The following is a 22,351-nucleotide window of genomic DNA, read 5'->3' as shown; positions in this document are numbered from 1 at the left end:
ACGTGTCAAAGAAGTCGAAACGAAAAAACACGAAAAAACCGCAATCCAAAGCGAACTGGATTACAGCGGGAGTCATTGCCTTGATCGTATTGGTCGGGGGATTACTTCTTGTCTTCACGGACCGAGAGGATTCTGCATCGAAGAATGGCAATCTGACAGCTACGCAAGTCGCGGATAAAGTGAAATCCGGTGATGAATTCTATACGTATTTCTATCAAACAGGTTGTGTCCACTGTGAAAAAGTAAAACCATATCTCGTTCCGCTTGGTGAAAAACAAGACATTCCATTCGAACAGATCGATCTTGCTGTCGAACAATCAGCTTGGGACACGTTTGGCATCGAGGGTACACCGACGGTCGTTCATTTCAAGGACGGTAAGGAAGTCGGACGCGTAGCAGGTGAACAAACAGAAGATAGCTATAAAGAGTTCTTCGCTGGAAAAGACGTCAAGGATTCAAAAGAAGAATCATCCGGTGATCTCAATGATTAAAAAATGGTTCTACTCTCGCGTGTTCGAATTAAATGGACACCCGCTTGTTGCCAAACAATTGAAACGGTTTGCGATGAGCCGTGTCAGTCGTCCGTTCATCGGTCCGTTCGTTCGGGCATATGATTTAAATATGGCAGAAGCGACTCGGAATTTAGAAGCGTATTCGAGTTTACATGACGTTTTCATTCGACATGTCAAACCGGAAATGCGACCGATTGATCAAGCAGAAGGTGCATTCGTCAGTCCGTGTGACGGTGTGTTGTCTGTCGTTGATGACTTGACGGCTGATAGCCGCTTTACCGTCAAAGGACAATCGTATACGGTATCCGAGTTACTTGGTTCCCATCACGAGGCGCAACAATATGTTGGTGGACGTGTGATGATTTTTTACTTAAGTCCGCAAAACTATCATCGTGTTCATGTGCCGATGGATGGAACAGTCCGGACGAGCTATACGCTCGGTCGCGATTCAGCACCAGTGAATGAGATCGGTCTCACACATGCGCTTCGTCCATTGACGCGGAACTACCGTCGTGTAACACGCATCGTCCAAGGGAAACATGCACTTGAACATGTCATGGTCGGCGCACTGAACGTCAACTCGATCGTTCGGACGAATGAAGCAAAGGATCTTCGTCGAGGGGATGAGTTCGGATACTTTTCTTTCGGTTCAACGGTCGTCCTGATCTGTCCGAAAGATGCATTGACATTAGATACACAAGCGATTGGACCAGTTTTAATGGGGCAACGCCTCGGACAATGGCATTCATGAGAGCGAGGCGCCCGTTCGGGGCGTCTCCTTACGTTTAGGAGGAATGAATCATGCCGGCACTGGCATTAGCAGAAATCGGAAGTACACAGGTCCAGACGTATATCGCACTTATCATTTTTTTAGTGACCTATGGCTTCATAATCAGTGAAAAAGTAAGTCGGGCAATCGTTGCCTTACTTGGAGCTCTCGCGATGGTTATCATCGGCATCGTGGATCTCGAGACTGCATTATTTGAATACATCGAGTGGGGAACGATCGTTTTATTGATTGGGATGATGATTCTCGTCACGATTGCCAATCAATCTGGATTGTTCGAATACATCGCGATCCGTGCGGCAAAGACGACAAAAGGAGATCCGATCAAGGTATTGATTCTATTGTCCGCATTGACGGCACTCGGTTCTGCATTCCTTGATAACGTCACGACGGTTCTATTGATCGTTCCGATCACGTTCTCGATTACAAAGATATTGAAGATCGCACCGTTTCCGTTCCTGCTCGCAGAAGTATTGTTCGCGAATATCGGTGGAACAGCGACCTTGATCGGTGATCCACCAAACATCATGATTGGCGCCGCGAACCCACACTTGACGTTTAATGCCTTTTTAGTGAATCTCGCACCAATCATCCTGATCATAACGGTTGTGACGATCGGTATTTTGTACTTCGTCTTCCGAAAGCAGCTGTACGTCGAAGCGGAAGATCGACAAAAATTGATGGAAATTGATGAAAAAAGTTATATCGTCAGTCGAAAATTAGTCACACGGAGCAGTATCGTCCTCGTCAGTACGATCGCTCTCTTCGTGTTACATCCGGTGCTTGATCGCATCGGACTCCATCTCGAAGCACCAGCCATCGCGATTCTTGGTGCGACTGTCCTGATGTTGCTGACGATTGAAAACGATCATCAGTTAGAAGGAATCTTTGCTCGTGTTGAATGGACGACGATCTTCTTCTTCGCCGGACTATTCGTGCTCGTCGGTGGGATCCAGGAAGCAGGTATCATTCGCTACCTTGCGGAAAAGACGATTGATCTGACAGGCGGTGACATTCAAACGACAGCGACTGCTGTGCTTTGGTTGTCCGGTATCGCCAGTGCGACGATCGATAACATTCCGTTCGTTGCGACGATGATTCCACTCATCAATGATGTAGCTGCTGGAATTGGATTATCACCAGCAGATGCGAAAGTGGACGTATTATGGTGGTCCCTTGCACTCGGTGCCTGTCTCGGTGGTAACGGAACATTGATCGGTGCATCGGCGAACGTCATCGTTGCTGGTCTTGCGACACGACAAGGTGAAAAATTCACCTATATGCGCTTTTTGATTTACGGAGCACCGATCACGATTGTGACGTTGATTTTATCCCAACTCTATCTGTGGATTCGGTATTATTAAGAAAACGGGAGGTCCGCCTTCCGTTTTCTTTTGTGCGTCGCTCTTACTACCTGATTGTGCTATAATCGAACGATAAGAGCATAACTGTTTCTTAAACTTAACTATAGAGCTAGACCATTATCTGGAGGTTTTATTCTTGTTCAAACGACTTTATCCGAAACATTTCGTGGCTTCGATCTACGATATCGACCTTGAAATGCTCAAACGAAACGGTGTCAAAGCGATTTTGACTGATCTTGATAATACGCTCGTCGCATGGAATATCGCAGATGCTCCAGACGAATTGGTTGCTTGGCTGGATATGGTGAATAATCAATACGGTTTCGACGTCATCATCGTATCGAACAACAATGGAGACCGCGTCAAGAAGTTCGCGGATCCACTCGGATTGCATTATATTGCGCCTGCTCGAAAACCGCTTCCTATCGGGTTTAAACGAGCATTGACGGAATTCGGTTATCACGCGAAAGAAGTTGTCTTCTTAGGAGACCAACTCTTCACGGATGTACTCGGTGCAAACTCCGTTGGAATCGAAGTCATCCACGTTCAACCCGTCGTTAAGACGGACGGTGTTGTCACGAAATTCAATCGCCTGATGGAACGTGTCATTTTCCGCCGGATGAAACGCAAAGGAATCTATAAATTGACACAACGCGTCAAGGAAGATCCTTCTGCACTGGAACATCCGATCGAAACACTTCGTCAGGATAAGCAACAATAACCCTGTCAGATCGGTAGATGAAAGGGAAGGCAGCAGTCGCAACATGTACGGCGAGAGGTCGGAAGTTACGCTCTTGGAGTAGCGAGCAGGGCGCTACGGTGAAAAGAGAAGGGATATCGTTCCCGCATGCGGCTCAACATAATATGATCGAAGAAATCCACTGCGCTGGCTGTGGTGTCGCCATTCAAACGGAAGACACAAAAGCACCAGGATACGCACCTAAATCTGCACTTGATCGTGAAATGGTCATTTGCCAACGTTGCTTTAAATTAAAGCACTACAATCAAATTCAAGATGTATCGTTATCGGACGATGATTTCGTTAAAATCTTAGACGGAATCGGTCAAAAAGATGCACTTGTCGTTAAAATCGTTGATATCTTCGATTTTAATGGAAGCTGGTTGCCGGGATTACATCGGTTCGTCGGTAAAAACGATGTCTTACTCGTTGGGAACAAAGCCGATTTATTACCGAAGTCACTCAACCCGAACCGCCTCATGAACTGGATGCGTCAAGCATCGAAAGAACTTGGATTACGTCCAGTCGACGTTCATCTGATCAGTGCGAAAAAGGGGCACGGAGTCGATGAGCTCGCTGAAAAGATCGATTATTATCGAAAAGGTCGCGACGTCTATGTCGTTGGTTGTACGAACGTCGGTAAATCGACACTGATCAACCAAGTCATCAAACGCTTCGGTGAAGAAGATGAAGCCGTCATCACGGTCAGTCACTTCCCAGGAACGACACTAGACTTGATCGACATTCCACTCGACGATAACTGTAACTTGTATGATACACCAGGGATCATCAATCATCATCAGATGGCTCACTATGTTGATGCAAAGGACTTGAAGCTGATCACACCGAAAAAAGAGATCAAGCCACAAGTCTTCCAAATCCATCCGCAACAGACACTCTTCTTCGGAGGTCTTGCACGATTGGACTATATGGAAGGGAACAAGCGTTCATTCGTCATTTACATGTCGAACGAATTGAAAGTTCACCGGACGAAGCTTGAAAAAGCAGACGATTTATATGCGAACCATAACGGTGAGCTATTGTCTCCGCCAAACGAAAAGACGCGTGAGATGCTACCGCCGCTTGTCCGTCATGAATTCAGCCTCCGAGACAATATGAAGACGGATATCGTCTTCAGTGGACTCGGGTGGGTTGCGGTTCACGGAAAAGGTGGACGTGTCGCTGCTTACGCCCCGAAAGGTGTCGCTGTATCTTTACGTGAGGCGCTCGTCTGATGCGCTTTGCCGTCATCGGTCATCCGATTGCCCATTCACTTTCACCTGAGCTGCATACAGCTTGGCTGGAAGCGGCTGGGCTTTTCGGCTGTTATGACCTCATCGATGTAACGGAACAGCAATTGCCGCAAATCATTACGAAATTACGCACACATCAGCTAGACGGAATCAATGTGACGATTCCGCATAAAACAGCGATCATTCCGTATCTGGATTGTTTGGAACCAGCAGCTCAAAAAGCAGGCGCCGTGAACACGGTGTACCGGAAGGATGGGCAGTTGATTGGTGCGAATACGGATGGAATCGGATTCGTCCGCGCGTTGACAGAACGTCGTCCGTCATTTCAAAAGACACTCGTCCTTGGTGCGGGCGGTGCGGCGCGAGGCATCATTGCTGCATTGCCTGGAGATGTGACGATCACGAATCGGACACAGGAACGATCCGAGGCGGTAGCTCGTGAATTCGAAGCAACCGTTCTACCATGGCAAGAAACATTTGATTTAACGAGTTACGACGTCATCATCAACACGACTTCTGTCGGGATGACGCCACATATCGAGGCACGTCCGATCGAATTGACAGAGACGCACGCCTTGATTTGTGATATTATTTATCGACCGACGCCGACCCGTCTATTGCGTGAAGCGACCGAAAAAGGTCTCGACACACTCGACGGCGTCCCGATGTTCGTCTTACAAGCGGCTGAAGCATTTGAACGCTTCACTGGACAAGCACCTGACCTTGCACTTGGCGAGCAGGTGATACGAAAGCAATTGGAGGAATTTTAATCATGTTAACAGGTAAACAAAAACGTTTTTTACGCGCGACAGCTCACGATTTAAACCCGATTTTCCAAGTCGGTAAAAATGGAGTCGGCGAAGCGATGTGCGCTGATTTGATGGATGCGCTTGAAAAACGGGAACTCTTGAAAGTACAAGTATTGCAAAATTGTGCGGACGCACCAAAGGATGTCGCACAAGAACTCGTCGCAGGAACGAATGCTGAACTCGTTCAAGTCATCGGAAAAGTCATCGTTCTCTATAAAGAATCAAAAGAGAACAAGACGCTCGAATTGCCACGATGAAAATCGGACTGATGGGCGGAACGTTCGATCCTCCGCATATCGGTCATCTCCTGATTGCCGAACAAGCGCAGGAACAACTCGAACTCGATGCGGTCTGGTTTTTACCGGCGAATGTGCCACCGCATAAACAACGTACAGTCACAGACGCAACCAAGCGTTTACGCCTTGTAGAAGAAGCAATTGCATTGAATCCGGCTTTTTCCGTCTCGGCAATCGAGTTTGAGCGGAAAGAGCCTTCCTATACGTATGATACGGTTCGTGCACTTAAGCACCGGTACTCAGAGCATGAGTTTTTGTTTCTGATCGGTGCGGATTCACTTGTTAGTCTAGATACGTGGTATCAAGCCGAACGGTTATACGAGGAAGTCGTTTTTGGTGCCGTCGCTCGACCGGGCAGTCGGTATCTGATTCCGCATGGTGCCCGTGTGAAAGCAGTCGATATGCCATTGCTAGAAATTTCTTCGACGGACATCCGGCAACGAGTCGCGCGCGGACGGAGCATTCGCTACCTTGTACCGGAAGCCGTTCGACAACGGATTGAGGAGTGGAATCTATATGCGCCTTGAAGAAGCACGTCAAATCATTGAGAACACGTTGCCTGAGCGACGCTATGTGCATACATTAGGTGTCGTTGAGACAGCACGACATCTGGCTCTCAAGTATGGAGTCAACGAAGAAGAGGCAGCACTTGCTGCTATGCTCCATGATTATGCGAAATACCGCGATACGAATGAGATGCGTTCGATTGCCGTTGAATTGAATCAACGTGTTTTACTCGATTACGATGAAGAATTGCTTCATGCGCCAGTGGGTGCGGAGCTTGTCCGTCGAGAACTTGGTCTTGATTCAGACGTGATTTATCAAGCGATCGCAAATCATACTACGGGGGCACCCGGTATGCCATTGCTCGATCAAATCATCTTCGTCGCGGATGCGATTGAACCAAATCGCAGTTATCCAGGTGTCGAAGCGCTTCGTGAAGTAGCGGAGCAGGATTTGACGGACGCCGTCATCGCAACACTCAGTCAGACGATTCATTTTTTATGTAAAAAACAAGCCATCATCTTTCCGCGGACGATTGAGACCTATAATGCCTTCGTCGCGGCCAAACGAAAGGGGACCGTCCTATGACAGTCGAACAAGAACTACAATTAATCGTAAATGCCATCGACGATAAACGCGCTGAAGATATCGTCGTCCTGAATATGTCGAGCATCTCACCAGTTGCCGACTACTTCGTCATCTGTGAAGGGAATTCAGAAAAACAAGTACAGGCAATCGCACGTGAACTCAAAGAAGTCGCGCACGAACATAACCTGCCGATCAAACGTCTCGAAGGATTCGATGCGGCACGTTGGGTGTTAGCGGATCTTGAAAACGTCGTCGTTCACGTCTTCCACCGTGACGATCGTGATTACTACAACCTCGAAAAACTCTGGGCAGACGCTCCAAAGGTTGAAGTCGAGGTCAACTAATGGCATACGAACAGTTCGCCTACATCTATGATGAATTGATGCAAGACGTCCCGTACGATCAATGGGTCGACTGGGTCAAAGCATACGTTCCGACTGGAAGTACGATTGCTGATATCGGATGTGGAACAGGTACGGCGACGCTTGCATTAGCGGCACACTATGAGATGCTCGGGATTGATTTATCGGAAGAGATGCTCGAAGTCGCGCAGGAAAAAGCGATGGAAGAGGGATTACGTATTCAATTCTGGGCGCAAGACATGCGCGAAATCGAATTGCCGACACCTGTCGATGCCGTGACGATCTTATGCGACTCCTTGAACTATCTTCGGACGGAAGAGGATGTCAAACAGACGTTTACACATGTAGCAGCAATCCTCAAAGAGGGTGGACGTCTCTTGTTTGATACACACTCTCCTTACAAGATGGAAACGTTGTTCAATGGAAAGACGTACGCGACACATGCGGAGCAAAGTTCGTATATCTGGTTCGCGGATCCAGGGGAGACGCCTCTCTCGGTTGTCCATGAACTGACATTCTTCATCGAGGAGGAGGACGGTCGTTATGAACGTGTCGATGAGACGCATCATCAGCGGACGTATCCTCCGGCACAATACGTGACATGGTTACGCGAAGCCGGATTCCGGGTTCTCGCGGTCACAGGCGATTTTGGACCGGATGCTCCTTCTGAGACAGCCGAGCGGATTTTCTTCGTTGCTGAAAAAATGTAAAAGTGATCTCATCCGTCTTCTTTAAGCGATACACGTTCGTGTTGCTTGAAGGAGACGGATTTTTTGTTCGTCAAACAGATGCTAATTCAAAGTAACGGTATGGATGATATGACCTTCATCCGACATAACACACCGTATCGTGTTGTAAAAGAGTGGTTAGTGCGTATTCCTTCGTTTCCTGAAGTCCGTAACGACCTGTTAGAGTCGTAGGAAAAGGAGGGATTCGTCTTGACCGTTCCACGCTTGCAACAGATTGCGGGTCTCGTCGTCGTCCTGCTACTCATCATTTTATTGTTCGTACCATTACCCTCTTGTTCGAATGAAGCGATGGTAGATCAACCGTCCTTAACGGATAAACAACAAGAGGCAAAAGCAGAGCCAGCAGAAAAGGATACCTCGATTCGTGACAAACTCATCATGGTCGATGTGAAAGGGGCGGTAGAAGCACCTGGACCCTATCAATTCCACCTCGGTGATCGAGTGAAAGACGCCATCGAAAAAGCAAAGACGACTATGAAAGCCGACATTCGACAAATGAATCTCGCGGCACGCCTTATTGATGGACAGGAGGTCATAGTGCCGGTAAAAAAGACGAAAGATCAGTCGAAACCAACGAAACGCTCAAAAGCAGAGATACCGAAAGGATTGATTGACCTCAATGCGGCAACGGCAGAACAGTTGATGGAGGTTCCGGGAATCGGCCCTGCAAAAGCAGAAGCGATCTTGAACTATCGTGAGGAGAAGGGAGGATTTGCGACGTATGAATCACTCGGAGACGTAAAGGGCTTTGGGGAAAAGACGTTAGAATCGCTTAAATCCTACCTGATCGTCTACTGATGCCACTTCATGTGTTGTTCGTCCTCTTACTCATCGTTGCTATTAAAGAATCGATCTGGTGGTTAATGTTCCTGATGCTCTTCGCTGTCATGAAGTCATGGTCTTTTTCAATCGGTCGTCTTTTCTTTTTGTTCATTCTGAGTTGTCTATTCATCGGAACGGGCCATCTGTCACCTGAACCGCATGACGTCTCGTCTGTTGACATCTTATCAGGAAAGCGTAATGGGGATCGTATTCGTTATGAGGCAGAGAGTAACGGTCAATCGGTTTTATTGACGGCAACGATTACGGAAGAAGAGACGGGATACGAACGAATCGGATACGCTTGTCGCGTCACTACTGAACCGCTCGACATCCGTCAACAATCGAATACGGGAGGTTTTGACGAACTGCAATTCATGCATACACATCGTTACGCTGGAAAGTGGGAAGTTCGTTCATTTGATTCCTGTCATCCGACACCCGGATATGCGGCAGAAGGAAGACGGGTACGTCAAGCATGGTTGAAACGGATAGAAGAATTGTTACCACAAAAGCAAGCATTTTACGTCGAAGCGCTTGTGTTTGGTGAGGATCGATTAATGGATCAAGTGACGCTTGAGCGGTTTAAGAAATTTGGCTTATTACATGCGATCGTCATCTCAGGATCACATATTGCTTTTTTAGTAGTTGGTCTGCTGTACGTCTTACGAAAAATCAGAATGACAAAAGAAAAACGACTTGATATCGTTCTGATCTTACTGCCGATTTACGGATGGTTGACGGAGTGGAGTCCACCGGTCACGCGAGCTGTGCTCGTCGCGATAATCCTGCTGCTTGGTCGTCGTTTCAACAAACCGTTAGATCCGGTGGAGGTCATTGCGGGGGTTGCAGCTTTTCAATTAGCGATTCAACCAACTGTCATTTACGATATCGGATTTCAATTGACGGTCGGATTGACGCTGTTTCTTGTGCTGTCGAGACGACTGATGGGTTCGATTCGTCGTCCTTGGAACTGGCTGCTTATCAGTGCGTGGGCACAGTTTGGAACCCTTTTGTTTTTACAGGGGATTGAACAAACAACGGTTTCAATCTGGTCTCCGTTGTTAAATTTATTAATTGGTAGCTGGATTGAGTGGGTGATTCTGCCGGGATCTTTCCTCCTTGCGACGCTTCCATTTTTACCGCTCAGTTCGACGTTTCAGATCGTACATCAATATCTGATTCAATGGATGGATCAAGCATTACAGCTAGCGGAACATCTGCCGTTAGCGATGGTGGCCGTTCCGGTATTTTCTCCAGTTGTCTTGACGATTGTCGTTGTCGGAACAGGCGTGGCTTGGTTCATTGCTGAGCGGAGATGGTGGGGGCATGTCCTCCCGTTGATCCTTTTACTTGTGGCATGGTGCTACACGGAATGGAGCGCACCTGATCAAATCACGTTTTTAGACGTCGGACAAGGTGATAGTGTCGTGCTTGAGAAAGCAGGAGAGACGTTCGTCGTGGATACGGGTGGCGTTTATCAGCAAACGACGCATCCACTGCTCCGTCCGTTTGATCCGGGTAGTCATATCGTAGCGCCCTTTTTATTCACACGAGGAGAAGCAGAAATCGACGGTCTCATCGTGACGCATGCTGATCATGATCACGTCGGTGGACTGCTAGGATTGCTGCGTCAAGTTCGCGTGAAAACCATTTATTTAGGTGCGTATGACAACATGGATCTGAAGCGGCATGAGTTAATTCATTCTATCGAAGCGACTGGAACGCAGATTAAATTCGTCGGAAAAGGAGAAGCAATTCGCCCTTGGTTACATGTGCTTGCTCCGACTGGACGAAAAGAAGAAGAGAACGAACGGTCTATCGTATTACTTGCACAGATTGCCAAGCAACGTGTTTTATTGACGGGTGACGCTGGACTAGCAATCGAGGACGAGTTAACGATTGGTCCGATCGATATTCTAAAAGCAGGTCATCATGGTTCGAACACGTCGACCGGTGAAGAACTCTTGCGGAAGACGAATCCGAAGATTGTCATCTTGTCAGTCGGACGAAAAAATCGATACGGGCATCCGCATCCGGACGTGCTTGAGCGGATCGGGACAGATCGGATCGTCTTTCGAACGGATGAGGACGGGAGTGTAACTTGTTCTTCAGCGGGCTGTGAACCTATGATAAAATAAAAAAACAGCAACCCCCCAAGGTTGCTGTTTTACTGATTATAGACTTAAGAACTTAATTGCGACACCGATGATGAACAAGACTGCGAAGAAGCCGAATGATGCACCAAAACCAACGGCAGAGTCGAGCGCATCGTTGCGTTTTGATTGAATATCGTTCTCGAACGCGTTTTCACTTGGTGGGCGTACTGAATGTGCCATGCTGCATTCCCCCTTAATAGATTCCGCTTCTAGTATAGCGGAATAAAAGAGGATTATCTATGATGAAGTTAAGAACAAACTGTGAAATGTGGTGGGAATGATGAAAACTCCTTGGCTCGTCAACGGAAAATTAGCGAATTTATACTTATTATATGGAACAGAACGACACTTGTTAGAAGAATGGGAACGTGAAATCGTAAAAGCGGCTCTTCCGGACGGAGAACGCTTTGATTATATGAAAATCGATTTGAACGACCAACCGCTTGATGCGGTACTCGATGAAGCGGAGACGGTACCCTTTTTAAGCGACTACCGTGTCGTCGTTGCAAAACCTGCAACGTTTCTGACAGGAGCGAAAGATAAAAAACAACATAATCTCGAACGGTTAGCAGATTATATCCTACAACCGGCAGACTACGCGGTGGTTGTCTTGATCGTCGAAGCAGAAAAGCTCGATGAACGAAAAACCGTCGTCAAACGATTGAAGGAGCGCGCGACGGTACTGGAAGCAAAAAAACCGACGACCGAAGAGTTGTTCCGCTTCGTTCTGGATGCTGTCAACGACAAAGGATACCGGATGGAACGTCCGGCAATCGAGCGACTCATTTTCTTGACTGCTGAGATGTGGGGAACATTAGCCCATGAACTTGAGAAGTTGATGTTGTTTGCAGGGGATCGCCCGACGATCGAAATCGAGGATGTCGATTTGCTTGTTCCGCGGACATTAGAGGACAACGTCTTTCAATTAACGGACTACTTGATGAAGCGTCAACTCGAACCGGCGATTCGTTTGATTCGCGACCTTGAAAAACAAGGACAAGAAGTGTTAGCCCTTCTTGGACTGATGGCACGTCAATACCGGATGATGCTGTTATCGAAACGATTAGCAGAACAAGGATACGGAGAACGACAAATCGCATCAAAAGTCGGAGCTCATCCGTATGCGATCAAATTGGCCTTACAGTCTGCCAAACGGTTTACGTTCGCGCAGCTCGAGCAAGCACTCATCGCCATCACGACGACAGATGAAGGTATGAAGACAGGGCGCGGTGATAAGAAGATTCTATTCGATGCGTTGATCGTTCGCTTAGCGACGCTATAAGAGGAGGCAAATGATGATGGAAGTCCAGATCATTACAGCAGAAGAGGTCATCCCATTACGGCATGATGTGTTACGTCCGCATCAACCACGTGAAGCATGTGTTTATCCAGACGATGCCTTGCCATCGACGTTTCATCTCGGCGGGATAAAAGCACAACAAATCGTCGCAATCGGTAGTTTCTCGGAACAATCGCATGCACAAGCGCCAGGAGCGACGTACCAGCTTCGTGGTATGGCGTCGAGTGAAGATGTGCGTGGTGAAGGGTATGGTCGGGCGCTGATCGAAGAAGCCCGTCGTCTATTGAAAGAACGACAAGTGACAGCATGGTGGTGTAACGCCCGCGTCACGGCACTTCCTTTTTATGAGCGCCTCGGACTGGAACGTGTTGGAGAACCGTTCCTCATTGAAGGGATCGGTCTTCACTATGTCATGATCGACCGTCTAGACGACAAGTAAGACAATAAATGGCGGACGAAGGAATCGTTTCACACGAGTCCTTCGTCCGCCATTTCAGATCATATAAAAAATCGCCACTGGAGAACCCTCCTAGTGGCGACCCATCACCGTATTCTTCGGAAAGAATTAAAGTGCGTTTACGAGTTTAGCGAGACGTGATTTGTCACGACCAGCTTTGTTGCTGTGGATGAGACCTTTAGCAGCAGCTTTGTCGATTTTTTTAGAAGCTGTAGCGAAAGCAAGGACCGCTTGGTCTTTGTTACCTTCAGCTGCGAAAGTTTCGACTGCTTTAATCGCTGAACGCATTGCCGATTTACGTTGTACGTTAGCGACGCGGCGTTTTTCAGCTGTTTTAACGCGTTTGATTGCTGATTTAATGTTAGCCATGGATGATTCACCTCCAATAAAACTCATTCGAGATTTATATTCGCATATCTGCAGTTATCGTTCAACAGAACAAACACAATTGTAGCAAACGTTTTTCTTAAAAGCAATACGACGTCTAGGGAATCTTCACATTTTGTTTTTCGGGTAAAACAAAACGAGATAGTACAGTGAAGCGCTTTTTGGTATAATGAACCGTATGTACGTTTGAAAATAAGGTAAGGTGACTCTAAACATGACGAATGAAGACCGTTTAAAGCGGCAGAAGAGTATTCGTAACTTCTCGATCATTGCCCATATCGATCACGGGAAGTCGACACTCGCTGACCGGATTTTAGAAAAAACTGGCGCGCTGACATCGCGCGAAATGAAAGACCAGACACTAGATGCCATGGAGCTCGAACGTGAGCGTGGCATCACGATTAAACTCAATGCTGTTCAATTGAAGTATACAGCAAAAGATGGGGAAGACTACATTCTTCACCTCATTGATACACCTGGACACGTCGACTTCACGTATGAAGTCTCACGTTCACTTGCAGCTTGTGAAGGGGCTGTCCTCGTCGTCGATGCGGCGCAAGGAATCGAAGCGCAGACGCTTGCGAACGTTTACTTAGCACTCGACAACGATCTCGAAATCCTTCCAATCATCAACAAAATCGATTTGCCGTCAGCGGATGTTGAACGCGTCCGTCAAGAAATCGAAGATGTCATCGGACTCGATGCGTCGGAAGCCGTTCCGACATCCGCGAAAGCCGGAATCGGGATTGAAGAAATTTTGGAGCAAATCGTCGAGAAAGTACCAGCGCCGACGGGTGATCCGTCTGCACCACTCGAAGCATTGATCTTCGACTCTTACTATGATGCTTATCGTGGTGTCGTTGCATCGATTCGAGTCGTTAACGGAACAGTTAAAGTCGGCGATAAGATCCGGATGATGTCGACAGGTAAGGACTTTGAGGTTCTGGAGCTTGCCGTTGCGACACCAAAACCATTACGTCAGCAAGAATTGACGGTCGGTGATGTTGGAACGTTGTCTGCGTCGATCAAAACGGTCGGCGATGTACGTGTCGGGGATACAATCACGCTTGCGAAACAGCCAGCAGCTGAAGCACTGCCAGGGTACCGGAAAATGAATCCGATGGTGTACTGTGGACTCTATCCAATCGATGCTGCAAAGTACAACGATTTACGAGAAGCGCTTGAAAAACTACAACTTAGTGACGCGGCGCTTGAGTTCGAACCAGAGACATCACAAGCACTCGGATTCGGATTCCGTTGTGGATTCCTCGGGATGCTCCACATGGAAATCATCCAGGAGCGGATCGAACGTGAGTTCAACATCGATATGATCACGACGGCACCATCGGTTATCTATCATGTGACGACGACAGCGGGTGAAGTCTTGCACGTCGATAACCCATCGAAGATGCCGGATCAGCAAAAAGTCGAATTCATCGAAGAGCCGTTCGTTAAGGCTGCTGTCATGACACCAAATGATTACGTTGGTGCGATCATGGAATTGTGCCAGAAGAAGCGTGGGACATTCGTTGACATGCAATATATCGATACGACACGTGTCAAAATCACGTACGAATTGCCGTTATCTGAGATCGTCTACGACTTCTTCGATCAGTTGAAATCAAGTACGAAAGGGTATGCGTCACTTGATTATGAGTTGATCGGCTATCAACAGTCGCGTCTCGTCAAGATGGACATCCTGCTCAACAATGAGAATGTTGATGCGCTCAGCTTCATCGTTCACCGTGACTTCGCGTACGAACGCGGGAAAGTCATCGTTGATAAGTTGAAAGAACTGATTCCGCGGATGCAGTTCGAAGTGCCGATTCAGGCTGCTGTTGGAACGAAGATTGTCGCTCGTTCGACGATCAAGGCATTACGGAAGAACGTTCTCGCGAAATGTTATGGGGGAGATATCTCTCGGAAACGGAAGCTGCTCGAGAAGCAAAAAGAAGGTAAGAAACGCATGAAGATGGTAGGCTCAGTAGAGGTACCGCAAGAAGCCTTCATGTCCGTTCTATCCATGGACGAAGATTAAACAGGTGGGGGGCGCTTGCGTCCCCTTTTTGGTTTTTATAGAGAAAGGATGAGGCGAAATGGGAATACGCGCCGCATATGTCCACATCCCTTTTTGTGAACATATTTGTTATTACTGTGATTTCAATAAAGTCTTTTTAAAGAATCAGCCCGTCGATGAATACCTCGATGCGCTCGAACGCGAAATCGAACTGACGTTGAAACAATACCCGACGGATCATCTCGAGACGATCTTCATCGGTGGCGGAACACCAACCGCTTTGAATGAACCACAGATGCAACGATTGATGGAAATCATCCAGAAGCACTTGTTGCCACTGACAGGCGATGATTTAGAGTATACGGTCGAGTCGAACCCGGACGGTGTGTCGGAAGAGAAACTCGATATCATGAAAGCGGGCGGTGTCAACCGCGTCAGTTTTGGTGTACAATCGTTTGATGACGGGTTGCTCGAACGCATCGGTCGGACGCACCGGGAAGCGAAAGTCGCGCAGACGCTCGACGCAGCGGCAAAACGGTTTGATAACATCTCCGTCGACTTGATGTTCGGCTTACCGAATCAGACGCTCGATCAGGTCCGCTACGATGTCAAGCGGGCACTTCAATTGCCGATCACGCATATCTCATCTTATTCATTGATCTTAGAGCCGCATACAGTCTTTGCGATTCAAGAGCGAAAAGGAAAGTTACCTTTACCAACGCAAGATCTCGAGGCTGAGATGTATCAAGTGATGATCGATACGATCGAAGCAGGTGGATATGCGCAGTATGAGATCTCGAATTTCGCGCAAACAGGAAAAGAGAGTCGCCATAATCGCGTCTACTGGGAAAACGATGAGTACTACGGATTCGGTGCAGGATCACACAGCTATATCAATCAGACGCGTCGTGCGAATATTGCCCCGATTCCGCACTATATCAAGGCGGAAGGATTACCGGTTCGAAAAGAGACGCCGTTGACGAACGTCGAGCGGATGGAAGAAGAGATGTTCCTTGGACTTCGAATGAAGGACGGCGTATCACTCAAACGTTTCCAGGCGAAGTATGGAGTAGCGTTTGAAGATGTGTTTGGTGACGTCATGAAACGGTTGTTGCCAAACGGTCTCGTCGAACAGACGGAGACACATATCCGTTTGACGCCAGCCGGCATTCCGTTAGCGAACGAAGTCTTTGCAGAATTCATCGGTGAAGCGCAGGTTCAATGAACCTTGAATAAATGAAAGGAAGCGGTGTTCCCTTAATAAAGAGGAATACCGCTTCTTTTCATTTTTTGGATTTCCTTAAAAAATAAGCAGTCGTTCCGATGACCGCGATGAACAGCCAGACAAAGACTCCTGCCATTGCCAATAATTCAATCATCCGATTCATCCTTTCCATTCTTTGTTTCACTGTATCGCAGAATGGGAAACTGTTCAAAGGGTCACGCAATTCGGTTGACATCGGACTGACAATTCCTTATAGTAAAAGATGTAATTAGCACTCGTTAAAAGTGAGTGCTAACAAAATAAGGTGGTGAAGAAGGTGCTGACGGATCGTCAATTGTTGATTTTACGTGCAATCGTCGATGATTACATCAAGACTGCTCAACCCGTCGGCTCACGGACGCTCTCCAAGCGAGACGACGTGACGTTCAGTTCCGCGACCATTCGTAACGAGATGGCGGACCTCGAAGAGATGGGTCTGATTGAAAAGCCACACACTTCCGCAGGACGGATTCCTTCCGAACTCGGATATCGTTTTTATGTCGACCATCTGATTCGTCCGGAAAGCATCACACCAAAAGAAGCACAGGCATTGAAATCACTCTTTGCCCATTCCGTGAATGAGAATGATCGGTTGATTCGGCACACAGCAGACCTGTTGAGCGATTTAACCCATTACACGACGCTTGTACTTGGACCAAAAGAAGAAGGACAACGATTGCATCATCTAGAATTGATTCCTCTCGCCGAAGGTCGAGTCGTCATCGTTCTCGTCACGGAGACGGGGCATGTCGAACACAAGACCTTGCAATTGAATCAAGCGTTGTCCCAAGAAGCAGCGAGCCGGCTGATGGAACGTCTGAATCAGACGTTACGCGGTACGCCGCTCTCAGCCTTACGCAGTCGTCTGCTCGAGGAAATCCGTCGCTTCCGTTCAGAGCATTCTGAACAGACGGTATTGCTCTCGAAGGCACTTGATCTCGTTTTGACGGATCAAGAGGAGCGCCCGTTCATCTATCTGGGCGGGAAAGCCAACATGTTCGATCAGCCCGAATTTCAGGACGTTGCCAAACTACGACCTGTCCTCGAGTTGATCGAACAGCAAGAAGCCGTTCTCGATTTCCTCCGACCGAATCTCGATAATCAAATCTTGATCACGATCGGGAGTGAGAACAATGTGGATGCATTAAAAGATTGTAGCGTCATCCGGGCCCATTATTCGGTCGACGGTGTCTCGATCGGGACACTCGCCTTGATCGGACCGAAACGGATGGATTACAACCGGGGAATCAACTCGATCATCCATCTACTTCAAGCATTCCAAACCGAATTGCATAAGAACAATTTGGATTGAATATAGAAAGGGGCTCGATTCAGAGTGGAAGAAAAAGAACAGAATCAAAACCTCCAACAAGAAGAAAACGTGACAGAGCCGACTGAAACCGTCGAAGTCACAGAAGAAGAAGTCATCCAAGCGGATCTCGTCGAAGATGAGAAACCAGACTTCGAAGCACAACTCGCAGAAGCAAAAGCTTCAGAATTACGCCTCCGTGCGGATTTTGAGAACTTCAAACGTCGCAACCGTGTCGAAGCAGAGAATCGCGCGAAGTATTCTTCACAAGCCATCGTCGAAAAGCTATTGCCACTCGTCGATAACTTGGACCGTGCGCTCCAAATCGAGACGGAAAACGAAGAGACGAAATCCGTCTTGACGGGTGTCGAAATGGTGAAGCGTCAACTCGTTGAAACGCTTCAAAATGAAGGCGTCGTCGAGATTCCAGCTGTCGGTGAAGCGTTCGATCCGAACTTACACCAAGCGGTCGTTCAAGAAGCGAGCGAAGAACACGAATCAGGCGTCGTCATCGCTGAATTCCAAAAAGGGTACAAATTGCACGATCGTGTGATTCGTCCGAGTATGGTTAAAGTAGCTGAGTAATCGGCTTGCACTTTATTATTCCAATCATTGAAAGCGAGGAAATAGATCATGGCAAAAATCATCGGTATTGACTTAGGGACAACGAACTCATGTGTTGCAGTAATGGAAGGTGGCGAACCAGTCGTCATCGCTAACGCAGAAGGAAACCGTACGACACCATCTGTCGTCGCATTCAAAAACGGCGAGCGTCAAGTAGGGGAAGTCGCAAAACGTCAAGCGATCACGAACCCGAACACGATCATGTCGATCAAGCGTCATATGGGTACGGATTATAAAGTAGAAGTTGAAGGCAAAGACTACACACCACAAGAAGTCTCTGCGATCATCCTTCAAAAACTAAAAGCACAAGCAGAAGACTACCTCGGTGAAAAAGTCACAGAAGCTGTCATCACAGTACCTGCTTACTTCAACGATGCAGAACGCCAAGCGACAAAAGATGCTGGTACGATTGCTGGTCTTGATGTAAAACGGATCATCAACGAGCCTACAGCGGCAGCACTCGCATACGGTCTCGAAAAAGGCGAAGATCACACGATCCTCATCTATGACCTTGGTGGCGGTACGTTCGACGTGTCGATCCTTGAACTCGGTGATGGTGTCTTTGAAGTTGTTTCAACTGCTGGTGACAGCCGTCTTGGTGGAGATGATTTCGACCAAAAAATCATCGACCATCTCGTAGCAGAATTCAAAAAAGAAAACGGCATCGATCTTGCTCAAGATAAGATGGCGCTTCAACGTTTGAAAGATGCAGCTGAAAAAGCGAAAAAAGACCTTTCAGGTGTTTCTTCAACACAAATCAGCCTTCCGTTCATCACAGCTGGCGCATCAGGTCCACTTCACTTGGAAATGACACTTTCACGCGCGAAATTCGACGATCTCACAGCAGATCTCGTTGAACGTACGATGGAACCAACACGCCGTGCTATGAACGATGCAGGTCTGACACCAGACAAAATCGACAAAATCATCCTCGTTGGTGGTTCGACTCGTATTCCTGCAGTTCAAAAAGCAATCCAAGACTTCACTGGTAAAGAATCGTTCAAAGGGGTTAACCCGGATGAAGTTGTTGCCCTCGGTGCAGCGGTTCAAGGTGGCGTATTGACAGGAGACGTCAAAGACGTCGTTCTTCTCGACGTAACTCCACTCTCACTCGGTATCGAGACAATGGGTGGCGTGATGACGAAATTGATCGATCGTAACACAACGATCCCAACTTCGAAATCACAAGTCTTCTCGACTGCAGCAGACAGCCAACCAGCTGTTGACATCCACGTCCTCCAAGGGGAACGTCCAATGGCAGCAGATAATAAAACACTTGGTCGCTTCCAATTGACGGACATTCCGCCAGCACCACGTGGTGTGCCACAAATCGAAGTTAAATTCGACATCGATGCGAACGGTATCGTTAACGTTTCTGCGAAAGATCTCGGAACGAACAAAGAACAGTCGATCACGATCCAATCATCAAGCGGTTTGACTGAAGCGGACATCGAGCAAATGGTCAAAGATGCAGAAGCAAACGCGGACGCAGACAACAAGCGTAAAGAAGAAGTCGAATTACGCAATGAAGCAGACCAACTCGTCTTCGCAACAGATAAAGCAATCAAAGACCTCGGTGAGCAAGTCGCTGACGCTGATAAAGAAAAAGCAGAAGCTGCAAAAGAAAAAGTAACAAAAGCTCTCGAAGGAACAGACATCGAAGCAATCCGTTCTGCAAAAGACGAATTGTCGACAGTCGTTCAAGAGTTGACACAAAAAGTCTACGAGAACATGGCACAGCAACAAGCTGGCGCTGAAGGCGCACAAGCTGGTGGTCAAGACGACAACGTCATGGACGCTGAGTTCGAAGAAGTCGACGAGAAAGACAACAAGTAATTCATCCGACCGATTTTTCGGGCGCTAGAGAGAGCCAAAGCGTATCCGCGCTTTGGCTCTTTCCATGTCGCACGAAGTTCGGTAAAATCAAACAGTATGAAATGAATCGGAATCGAGAGAGGAAGACTGCACGTGGAAAAACGCGATTATTATGAAGTACTAGGCGTCGCGCGCGATGCCTCATCAGCGGAAATCAAACGCGCGTACCGTAAGCTTGCCCGGACGTACCACCCGGACGTCAACAAGGAAGCAGATGCGGATGCGAAATTCAAGGAATTATCGGAAGCGTATGAAGTGTTATCCGATGACAATAAACGAGCACGTTACGACCAATTCGGTCACCAAGATCCATCACAAGGTGGCGGTGGATTCAGTGGAGCTGAAGGATTTGGCGACATCTTCGACATGTTCTTCGGTGGCGGACGTCGTCAAGATCCAAACGCACCACGTAAAGGACAGGATTTACAATACGTCGAGGAAATCGACTTCATGGAATCGGTCACAGGCGTCGAGAAGACGATCACGATTCCAGTCGAAGAAGATTGCGGTACATGTCATGGTTCGGGTGCTAAACCAGGAACACATCCGGAAACATGTAAACGATGCGGTGGTTCGGGTCACATCAACGTCGAACAAAACACGATGTTCGGTCGTGTCGTCAACCAAACGACATGTTCGACATGTCATGGCCGTGGACAAATCGTCAAGGAGCCATGTGAAACATGTCGTGGAGCCGGTCGCGTTCGCAAAAACAAAGATGTTCGTGTCAAAATTCCAGCAGGGATCGACAATGGGCAACAAATCCGCTTAGCAGGTAAAGGGGAAGCCGGTGTCAACGGTGGACCAGCAGGTGACTTGTATGTCGTCGTTCGTGTCGCAGCACATGAACTGTTCGAACGTGTCGACGATCATATCGTCATGGATATGCCACTTACATTCGCGCAAGCAACACTTGGCGATGAGATCGAAGTGCCGACTGTTCACGGTAAGGTCAGTCTGAAGATTCCAGCCGGAACACAGACAGGATCAAGATTCCGTCTCCGCGGAAAAGGGATGCCGAACGTTCGATCCGGTCACCATGGCGACCAGTACGTCAATGTCGTCGTCATTACACCGAAGAATCTGACGGAACGTCAAAAAGAACTCTTACGGGAATTCAATGAAATCAGCGATGAAAAAGGTGTCGAAGAGCAACACGAAGGTGTCTTCAGCCGGATCAAGACATTCTTTACAGGGTGATCACTACAGAGGAGCGTGACAAGAAATGAAATGGTCAGAGATCTGTGTCCATACGACACAAGAAGCCATCGAAGCAGTTTCAAACATCTTACATGAAGCGGGAGCAAGCGGAGTCGTCATCGAGGACGTCGAAGATTTCGAGATGATGTCCCACCGCGAAGATAACTTCGGTGAAATTTGGGATGAGACGAAACGAGACGAGTATCCGACACAAGGTGTACTCGTGAAGGCGTATCTTGCAGAAAGCAGCGATTTGACGGACACGATCAAGGGCATCGAACATGACATCCAACAGTTGACGAACTTCGGTCTGTCGATTGGTACGGGTGCTGTCACGCTGACTCAAGTAGATGAAGAAGACTGGGCTCATTCATGGAAACAATTCTATAAGCCAGTCAAGATCAGCCGCCATCTGACGGTCGTCCCAATGTGGGAAGACTATACACCACAACCGGATGAAAAAATCATCGAGCTCGATCCAGGTATGGCGTTCGGAACAGGAACACACCCGACGACGGTCCTCTGTATTCAAGCGATTGAGAATTACTTGCAAGAGCAAGACCGTGTCGTCGATGTCGGAACGGGATCCGGTGTCCTCGCGATTGCAGCAGCGAAGCTTGGAGCAAAGGATGTCTTTGCACTCGATTTAGACGAAGTCGCTGTCAAATCAGCGACGGAAAACGTCGCTTTGAACGAAGTCAGTGAGCAAATCACGGTCCGTCAAGGCGACTTGATGAAGGAATTGAGTGAGCCGGTCGAGTTAATCGTCGCGAACATCTTAGCGGAAGTCATCCTCCTCTTCGTCAAGGATGCCTATACGTTGACGTTACCAGGCGGTCATTTCATCGCTTCCGGTATCATCAGTCAGAAGAAGGATATGGTCGTCCAAGCGATGCAAGAAGCAGGATTTACGATCGTCGAGACAACGAAGCTTGAGGACTGGGTCGCGATCATCGCGAAACGGGAGGCGTAAACAC

Annotated in this window: 24 protein-coding genes; 22 read left to right on the top strand and 2 right to left on the bottom strand. The window is 47.9% G+C overall.

The window, feature by feature from the left end; genetic code table 11:
- The first annotated feature begins 2 nt into the window (after positions 1–2).
- The 13 genes from ACHWTJ_RS12550 to ACHWTJ_RS12490 all read left to right on the top strand — a co-directional run bounded on the left by ACHWTJ_RS12550 (position 3) and on the right by ACHWTJ_RS12490 (position 10,923).
- Positions 3–491 carry a thioredoxin family protein gene (locus ACHWTJ_RS12550; protein WP_023467417.1) on the top strand — a complete coding sequence of 163 codons (489 nt, stop codon included), beginning with the start codon at positions 3–5 and terminating at the stop codon, positions 489–491.
- Positions 484–1,263: a phosphatidylserine decarboxylase gene (locus ACHWTJ_RS12545; protein WP_294743107.1), complete on the top strand. Its 780-nt coding sequence runs from the start codon at positions 484–486 to the stop codon at positions 1,261–1,263. The genes ACHWTJ_RS12550 and ACHWTJ_RS12545 overlap by 8 nt, the downstream gene beginning before the upstream one ends.
- A 50-nt stretch (positions 1,264–1,313) precedes the next feature.
- Positions 1,314–2,663 (top strand): ArsB/NhaD family transporter, encoded by a 1,350-nt coding sequence (locus tag ACHWTJ_RS12540; RefSeq protein WP_294747721.1) that lies wholly within the window; start codon positions 1,314–1,316, stop codon positions 2,661–2,663.
- Between the two features lie 136 nt (positions 2,664–2,799).
- A complete protein-coding gene (locus ACHWTJ_RS12535) occupies positions 2,800–3,384 on the top strand; it encodes a YqeG family HAD IIIA-type phosphatase (RefSeq protein ID WP_023467420.1) in 585 nt (194 codons plus the stop codon).
- A gap of 143 nt (positions 3,385–3,527) precedes the next feature.
- Complete coding sequence (gene yqeH / locus ACHWTJ_RS12530; protein WP_023467421.1) at positions 3,528–4,637, top strand: ribosome biogenesis GTPase YqeH; 1,110 nt, start codon at positions 3,528–3,530, stop codon at positions 4,635–4,637.
- The gene (gene aroE, locus ACHWTJ_RS12525; protein WP_294743102.1) at positions 4,637–5,425 is read left to right on the top strand and encodes a shikimate dehydrogenase; all 789 of its coding nucleotides are present in this window, start codon (positions 4,637–4,639) and stop codon (positions 5,423–5,425) included. The genes yqeH and aroE overlap by 1 nt, the downstream gene beginning before the upstream one ends.
- Before the next feature lie 2 nt (positions 5,426–5,427).
- Complete coding sequence (gene yhbY / locus ACHWTJ_RS12520; RefSeq protein ID WP_023467424.1) at positions 5,428–5,721, top strand: ribosome assembly RNA-binding protein YhbY; 294 nt, start codon at positions 5,428–5,430, stop codon at positions 5,719–5,721.
- Positions 5,718–6,287 (top strand): nicotinate-nucleotide adenylyltransferase, encoded by a 570-nt coding sequence (gene nadD, locus ACHWTJ_RS12515; protein ID WP_394679793.1) that lies wholly within the window; start codon positions 5,718–5,720, stop codon positions 6,285–6,287. The genes yhbY and nadD overlap by 4 nt, the downstream gene beginning before the upstream one ends.
- Positions 6,277–6,852, top strand: a complete 576-nt coding sequence (gene yqeK / locus ACHWTJ_RS12510; protein ID WP_294743095.1) for a bis(5'-nucleosyl)-tetraphosphatase (symmetrical) YqeK — start codon at positions 6,277–6,279, stop codon at positions 6,850–6,852. Before nadD ends, yqeK begins: the two co-directional genes overlap by 11 nt.
- The gene (gene rsfS / locus ACHWTJ_RS12505) at positions 6,849–7,196 is read left to right on the top strand and encodes a ribosome silencing factor (protein WP_023467427.1); all 348 of its coding nucleotides are present in this window, start codon (positions 6,849–6,851) and stop codon (positions 7,194–7,196) included. The genes yqeK and rsfS overlap by 4 nt, the downstream gene beginning before the upstream one ends.
- Positions 7,196–7,924: a class I SAM-dependent methyltransferase gene (locus ACHWTJ_RS12500; protein WP_294743091.1), complete on the top strand. Its 729-nt coding sequence runs from the start codon at positions 7,196–7,198 to the stop codon at positions 7,922–7,924. Before rsfS ends, ACHWTJ_RS12500 begins: the two co-directional genes overlap by 1 nt.
- 228 nt (positions 7,925–8,152) lie before the next feature.
- Positions 8,153–8,761: a helix-hairpin-helix domain-containing protein gene (locus tag ACHWTJ_RS12495; protein WP_294743087.1), complete on the top strand. Its 609-nt coding sequence runs from the start codon at positions 8,153–8,155 to the stop codon at positions 8,759–8,761.
- The gene (locus ACHWTJ_RS12490) at positions 8,761–10,923 is read left to right on the top strand and encodes a DNA internalization-related competence protein ComEC/Rec2 (RefSeq protein WP_394679792.1); all 2,163 of its coding nucleotides are present in this window, start codon (positions 8,761–8,763) and stop codon (positions 10,921–10,923) included. The genes ACHWTJ_RS12495 and ACHWTJ_RS12490 overlap by 1 nt, the downstream gene beginning before the upstream one ends.
- A 36-nt stretch (positions 10,924–10,959) precedes the next feature.
- On the opposite strand, the gene ACHWTJ_RS12485 is transcribed toward ACHWTJ_RS12490, so the two are convergent.
- Entirely contained in the window at positions 10,960–11,121 is a 162-nt protein-coding gene (locus tag ACHWTJ_RS12485; RefSeq protein ID WP_023467431.1) for a YqzM family protein, read from the bottom strand.
- Positions 11,122–11,221: 100 nt separating this feature from the next.
- On the opposite strand from ACHWTJ_RS12485, the gene holA reads away from it, so the two are divergent.
- The gene (gene holA, locus ACHWTJ_RS12480; protein WP_023467432.1) at positions 11,222–12,223 is read left to right on the top strand and encodes a DNA polymerase III subunit delta; all 1,002 of its coding nucleotides are present in this window, start codon (positions 11,222–11,224) and stop codon (positions 12,221–12,223) included.
- A gap of 13 nt (positions 12,224–12,236) precedes the next feature.
- On the top strand, positions 12,237–12,680 hold the full coding sequence (locus ACHWTJ_RS12475) for a GNAT family N-acetyltransferase (protein WP_262415792.1): 444 nt from the start codon (positions 12,237–12,239) through the stop codon (positions 12,678–12,680).
- A gap of 126 nt (positions 12,681–12,806) precedes the next feature.
- Here ACHWTJ_RS12475 and rpsT read toward each other — a convergent pair whose 3' ends face one another.
- A complete protein-coding gene (rpsT, locus tag ACHWTJ_RS12470) occupies positions 12,807–13,067 on the bottom strand; it encodes a 30S ribosomal protein S20 (RefSeq protein WP_023467434.1) in 261 nt (86 codons plus the stop codon).
- 232 nt (positions 13,068–13,299) lie between these two features.
- On the opposite strand from rpsT, the gene lepA reads away from it, so the two are divergent.
- The 7 genes from lepA to prmA all read left to right on the top strand — a co-directional run bounded on the left by lepA (position 13,300) and on the right by prmA (position 22,347).
- Entirely contained in the window at positions 13,300–15,123 is a 1,824-nt protein-coding gene (lepA, locus tag ACHWTJ_RS12465; protein WP_056060060.1) for a translation elongation factor 4, read from the top strand.
- Positions 15,124–15,181: 58 nt separating this feature from the next.
- Positions 15,182–16,327: a radical SAM family heme chaperone HemW gene (gene hemW, locus ACHWTJ_RS12460; RefSeq protein ID WP_294743070.1), complete on the top strand. Its 1,146-nt coding sequence runs from the start codon at positions 15,182–15,184 to the stop codon at positions 16,325–16,327.
- 316 nt (positions 16,328–16,643) lie between these two features.
- Positions 16,644–17,678: a heat-inducible transcriptional repressor HrcA gene (hrcA, locus tag ACHWTJ_RS12455; RefSeq protein WP_023467439.1), complete on the top strand. Its 1,035-nt coding sequence runs from the start codon at positions 16,644–16,646 to the stop codon at positions 17,676–17,678.
- A gap of 24 nt (positions 17,679–17,702) precedes the next feature.
- Positions 17,703–18,260: a nucleotide exchange factor GrpE gene (gene grpE / locus ACHWTJ_RS12450; protein ID WP_023467440.1), complete on the top strand. Its 558-nt coding sequence runs from the start codon at positions 17,703–17,705 to the stop codon at positions 18,258–18,260.
- A gap of 48 nt (positions 18,261–18,308) precedes the next feature.
- On the top strand, positions 18,309–20,135 hold the full coding sequence (gene dnaK, locus ACHWTJ_RS12445; protein WP_035398411.1) for a molecular chaperone DnaK: 1,827 nt from the start codon (positions 18,309–18,311) through the stop codon (positions 20,133–20,135).
- A gap of 132 nt (positions 20,136–20,267) precedes the next feature.
- Positions 20,268–21,374, top strand: a complete 1,107-nt coding sequence (dnaJ, locus tag ACHWTJ_RS12440) for a molecular chaperone DnaJ (RefSeq protein ID WP_023467442.1) — start codon at positions 20,268–20,270, stop codon at positions 21,372–21,374.
- A 25-nt stretch (positions 21,375–21,399) separates the two neighbouring features.
- Positions 21,400–22,347, top strand: a complete 948-nt coding sequence (gene prmA / locus ACHWTJ_RS12435; RefSeq protein WP_029341002.1) for a 50S ribosomal protein L11 methyltransferase — start codon at positions 21,400–21,402, stop codon at positions 22,345–22,347.
- Positions 22,348–22,351: the final 4 nt, after the last annotated feature.

Source organism: uncultured Exiguobacterium sp. (genome assembly GCF_964277885.1).
Lineage (GTDB): Bacteria > Bacillota > Bacilli > Exiguobacteriales > Exiguobacteriaceae > Exiguobacterium_A.
This window is presented reverse-complemented; position numbering and strand designations above follow the sequence as displayed.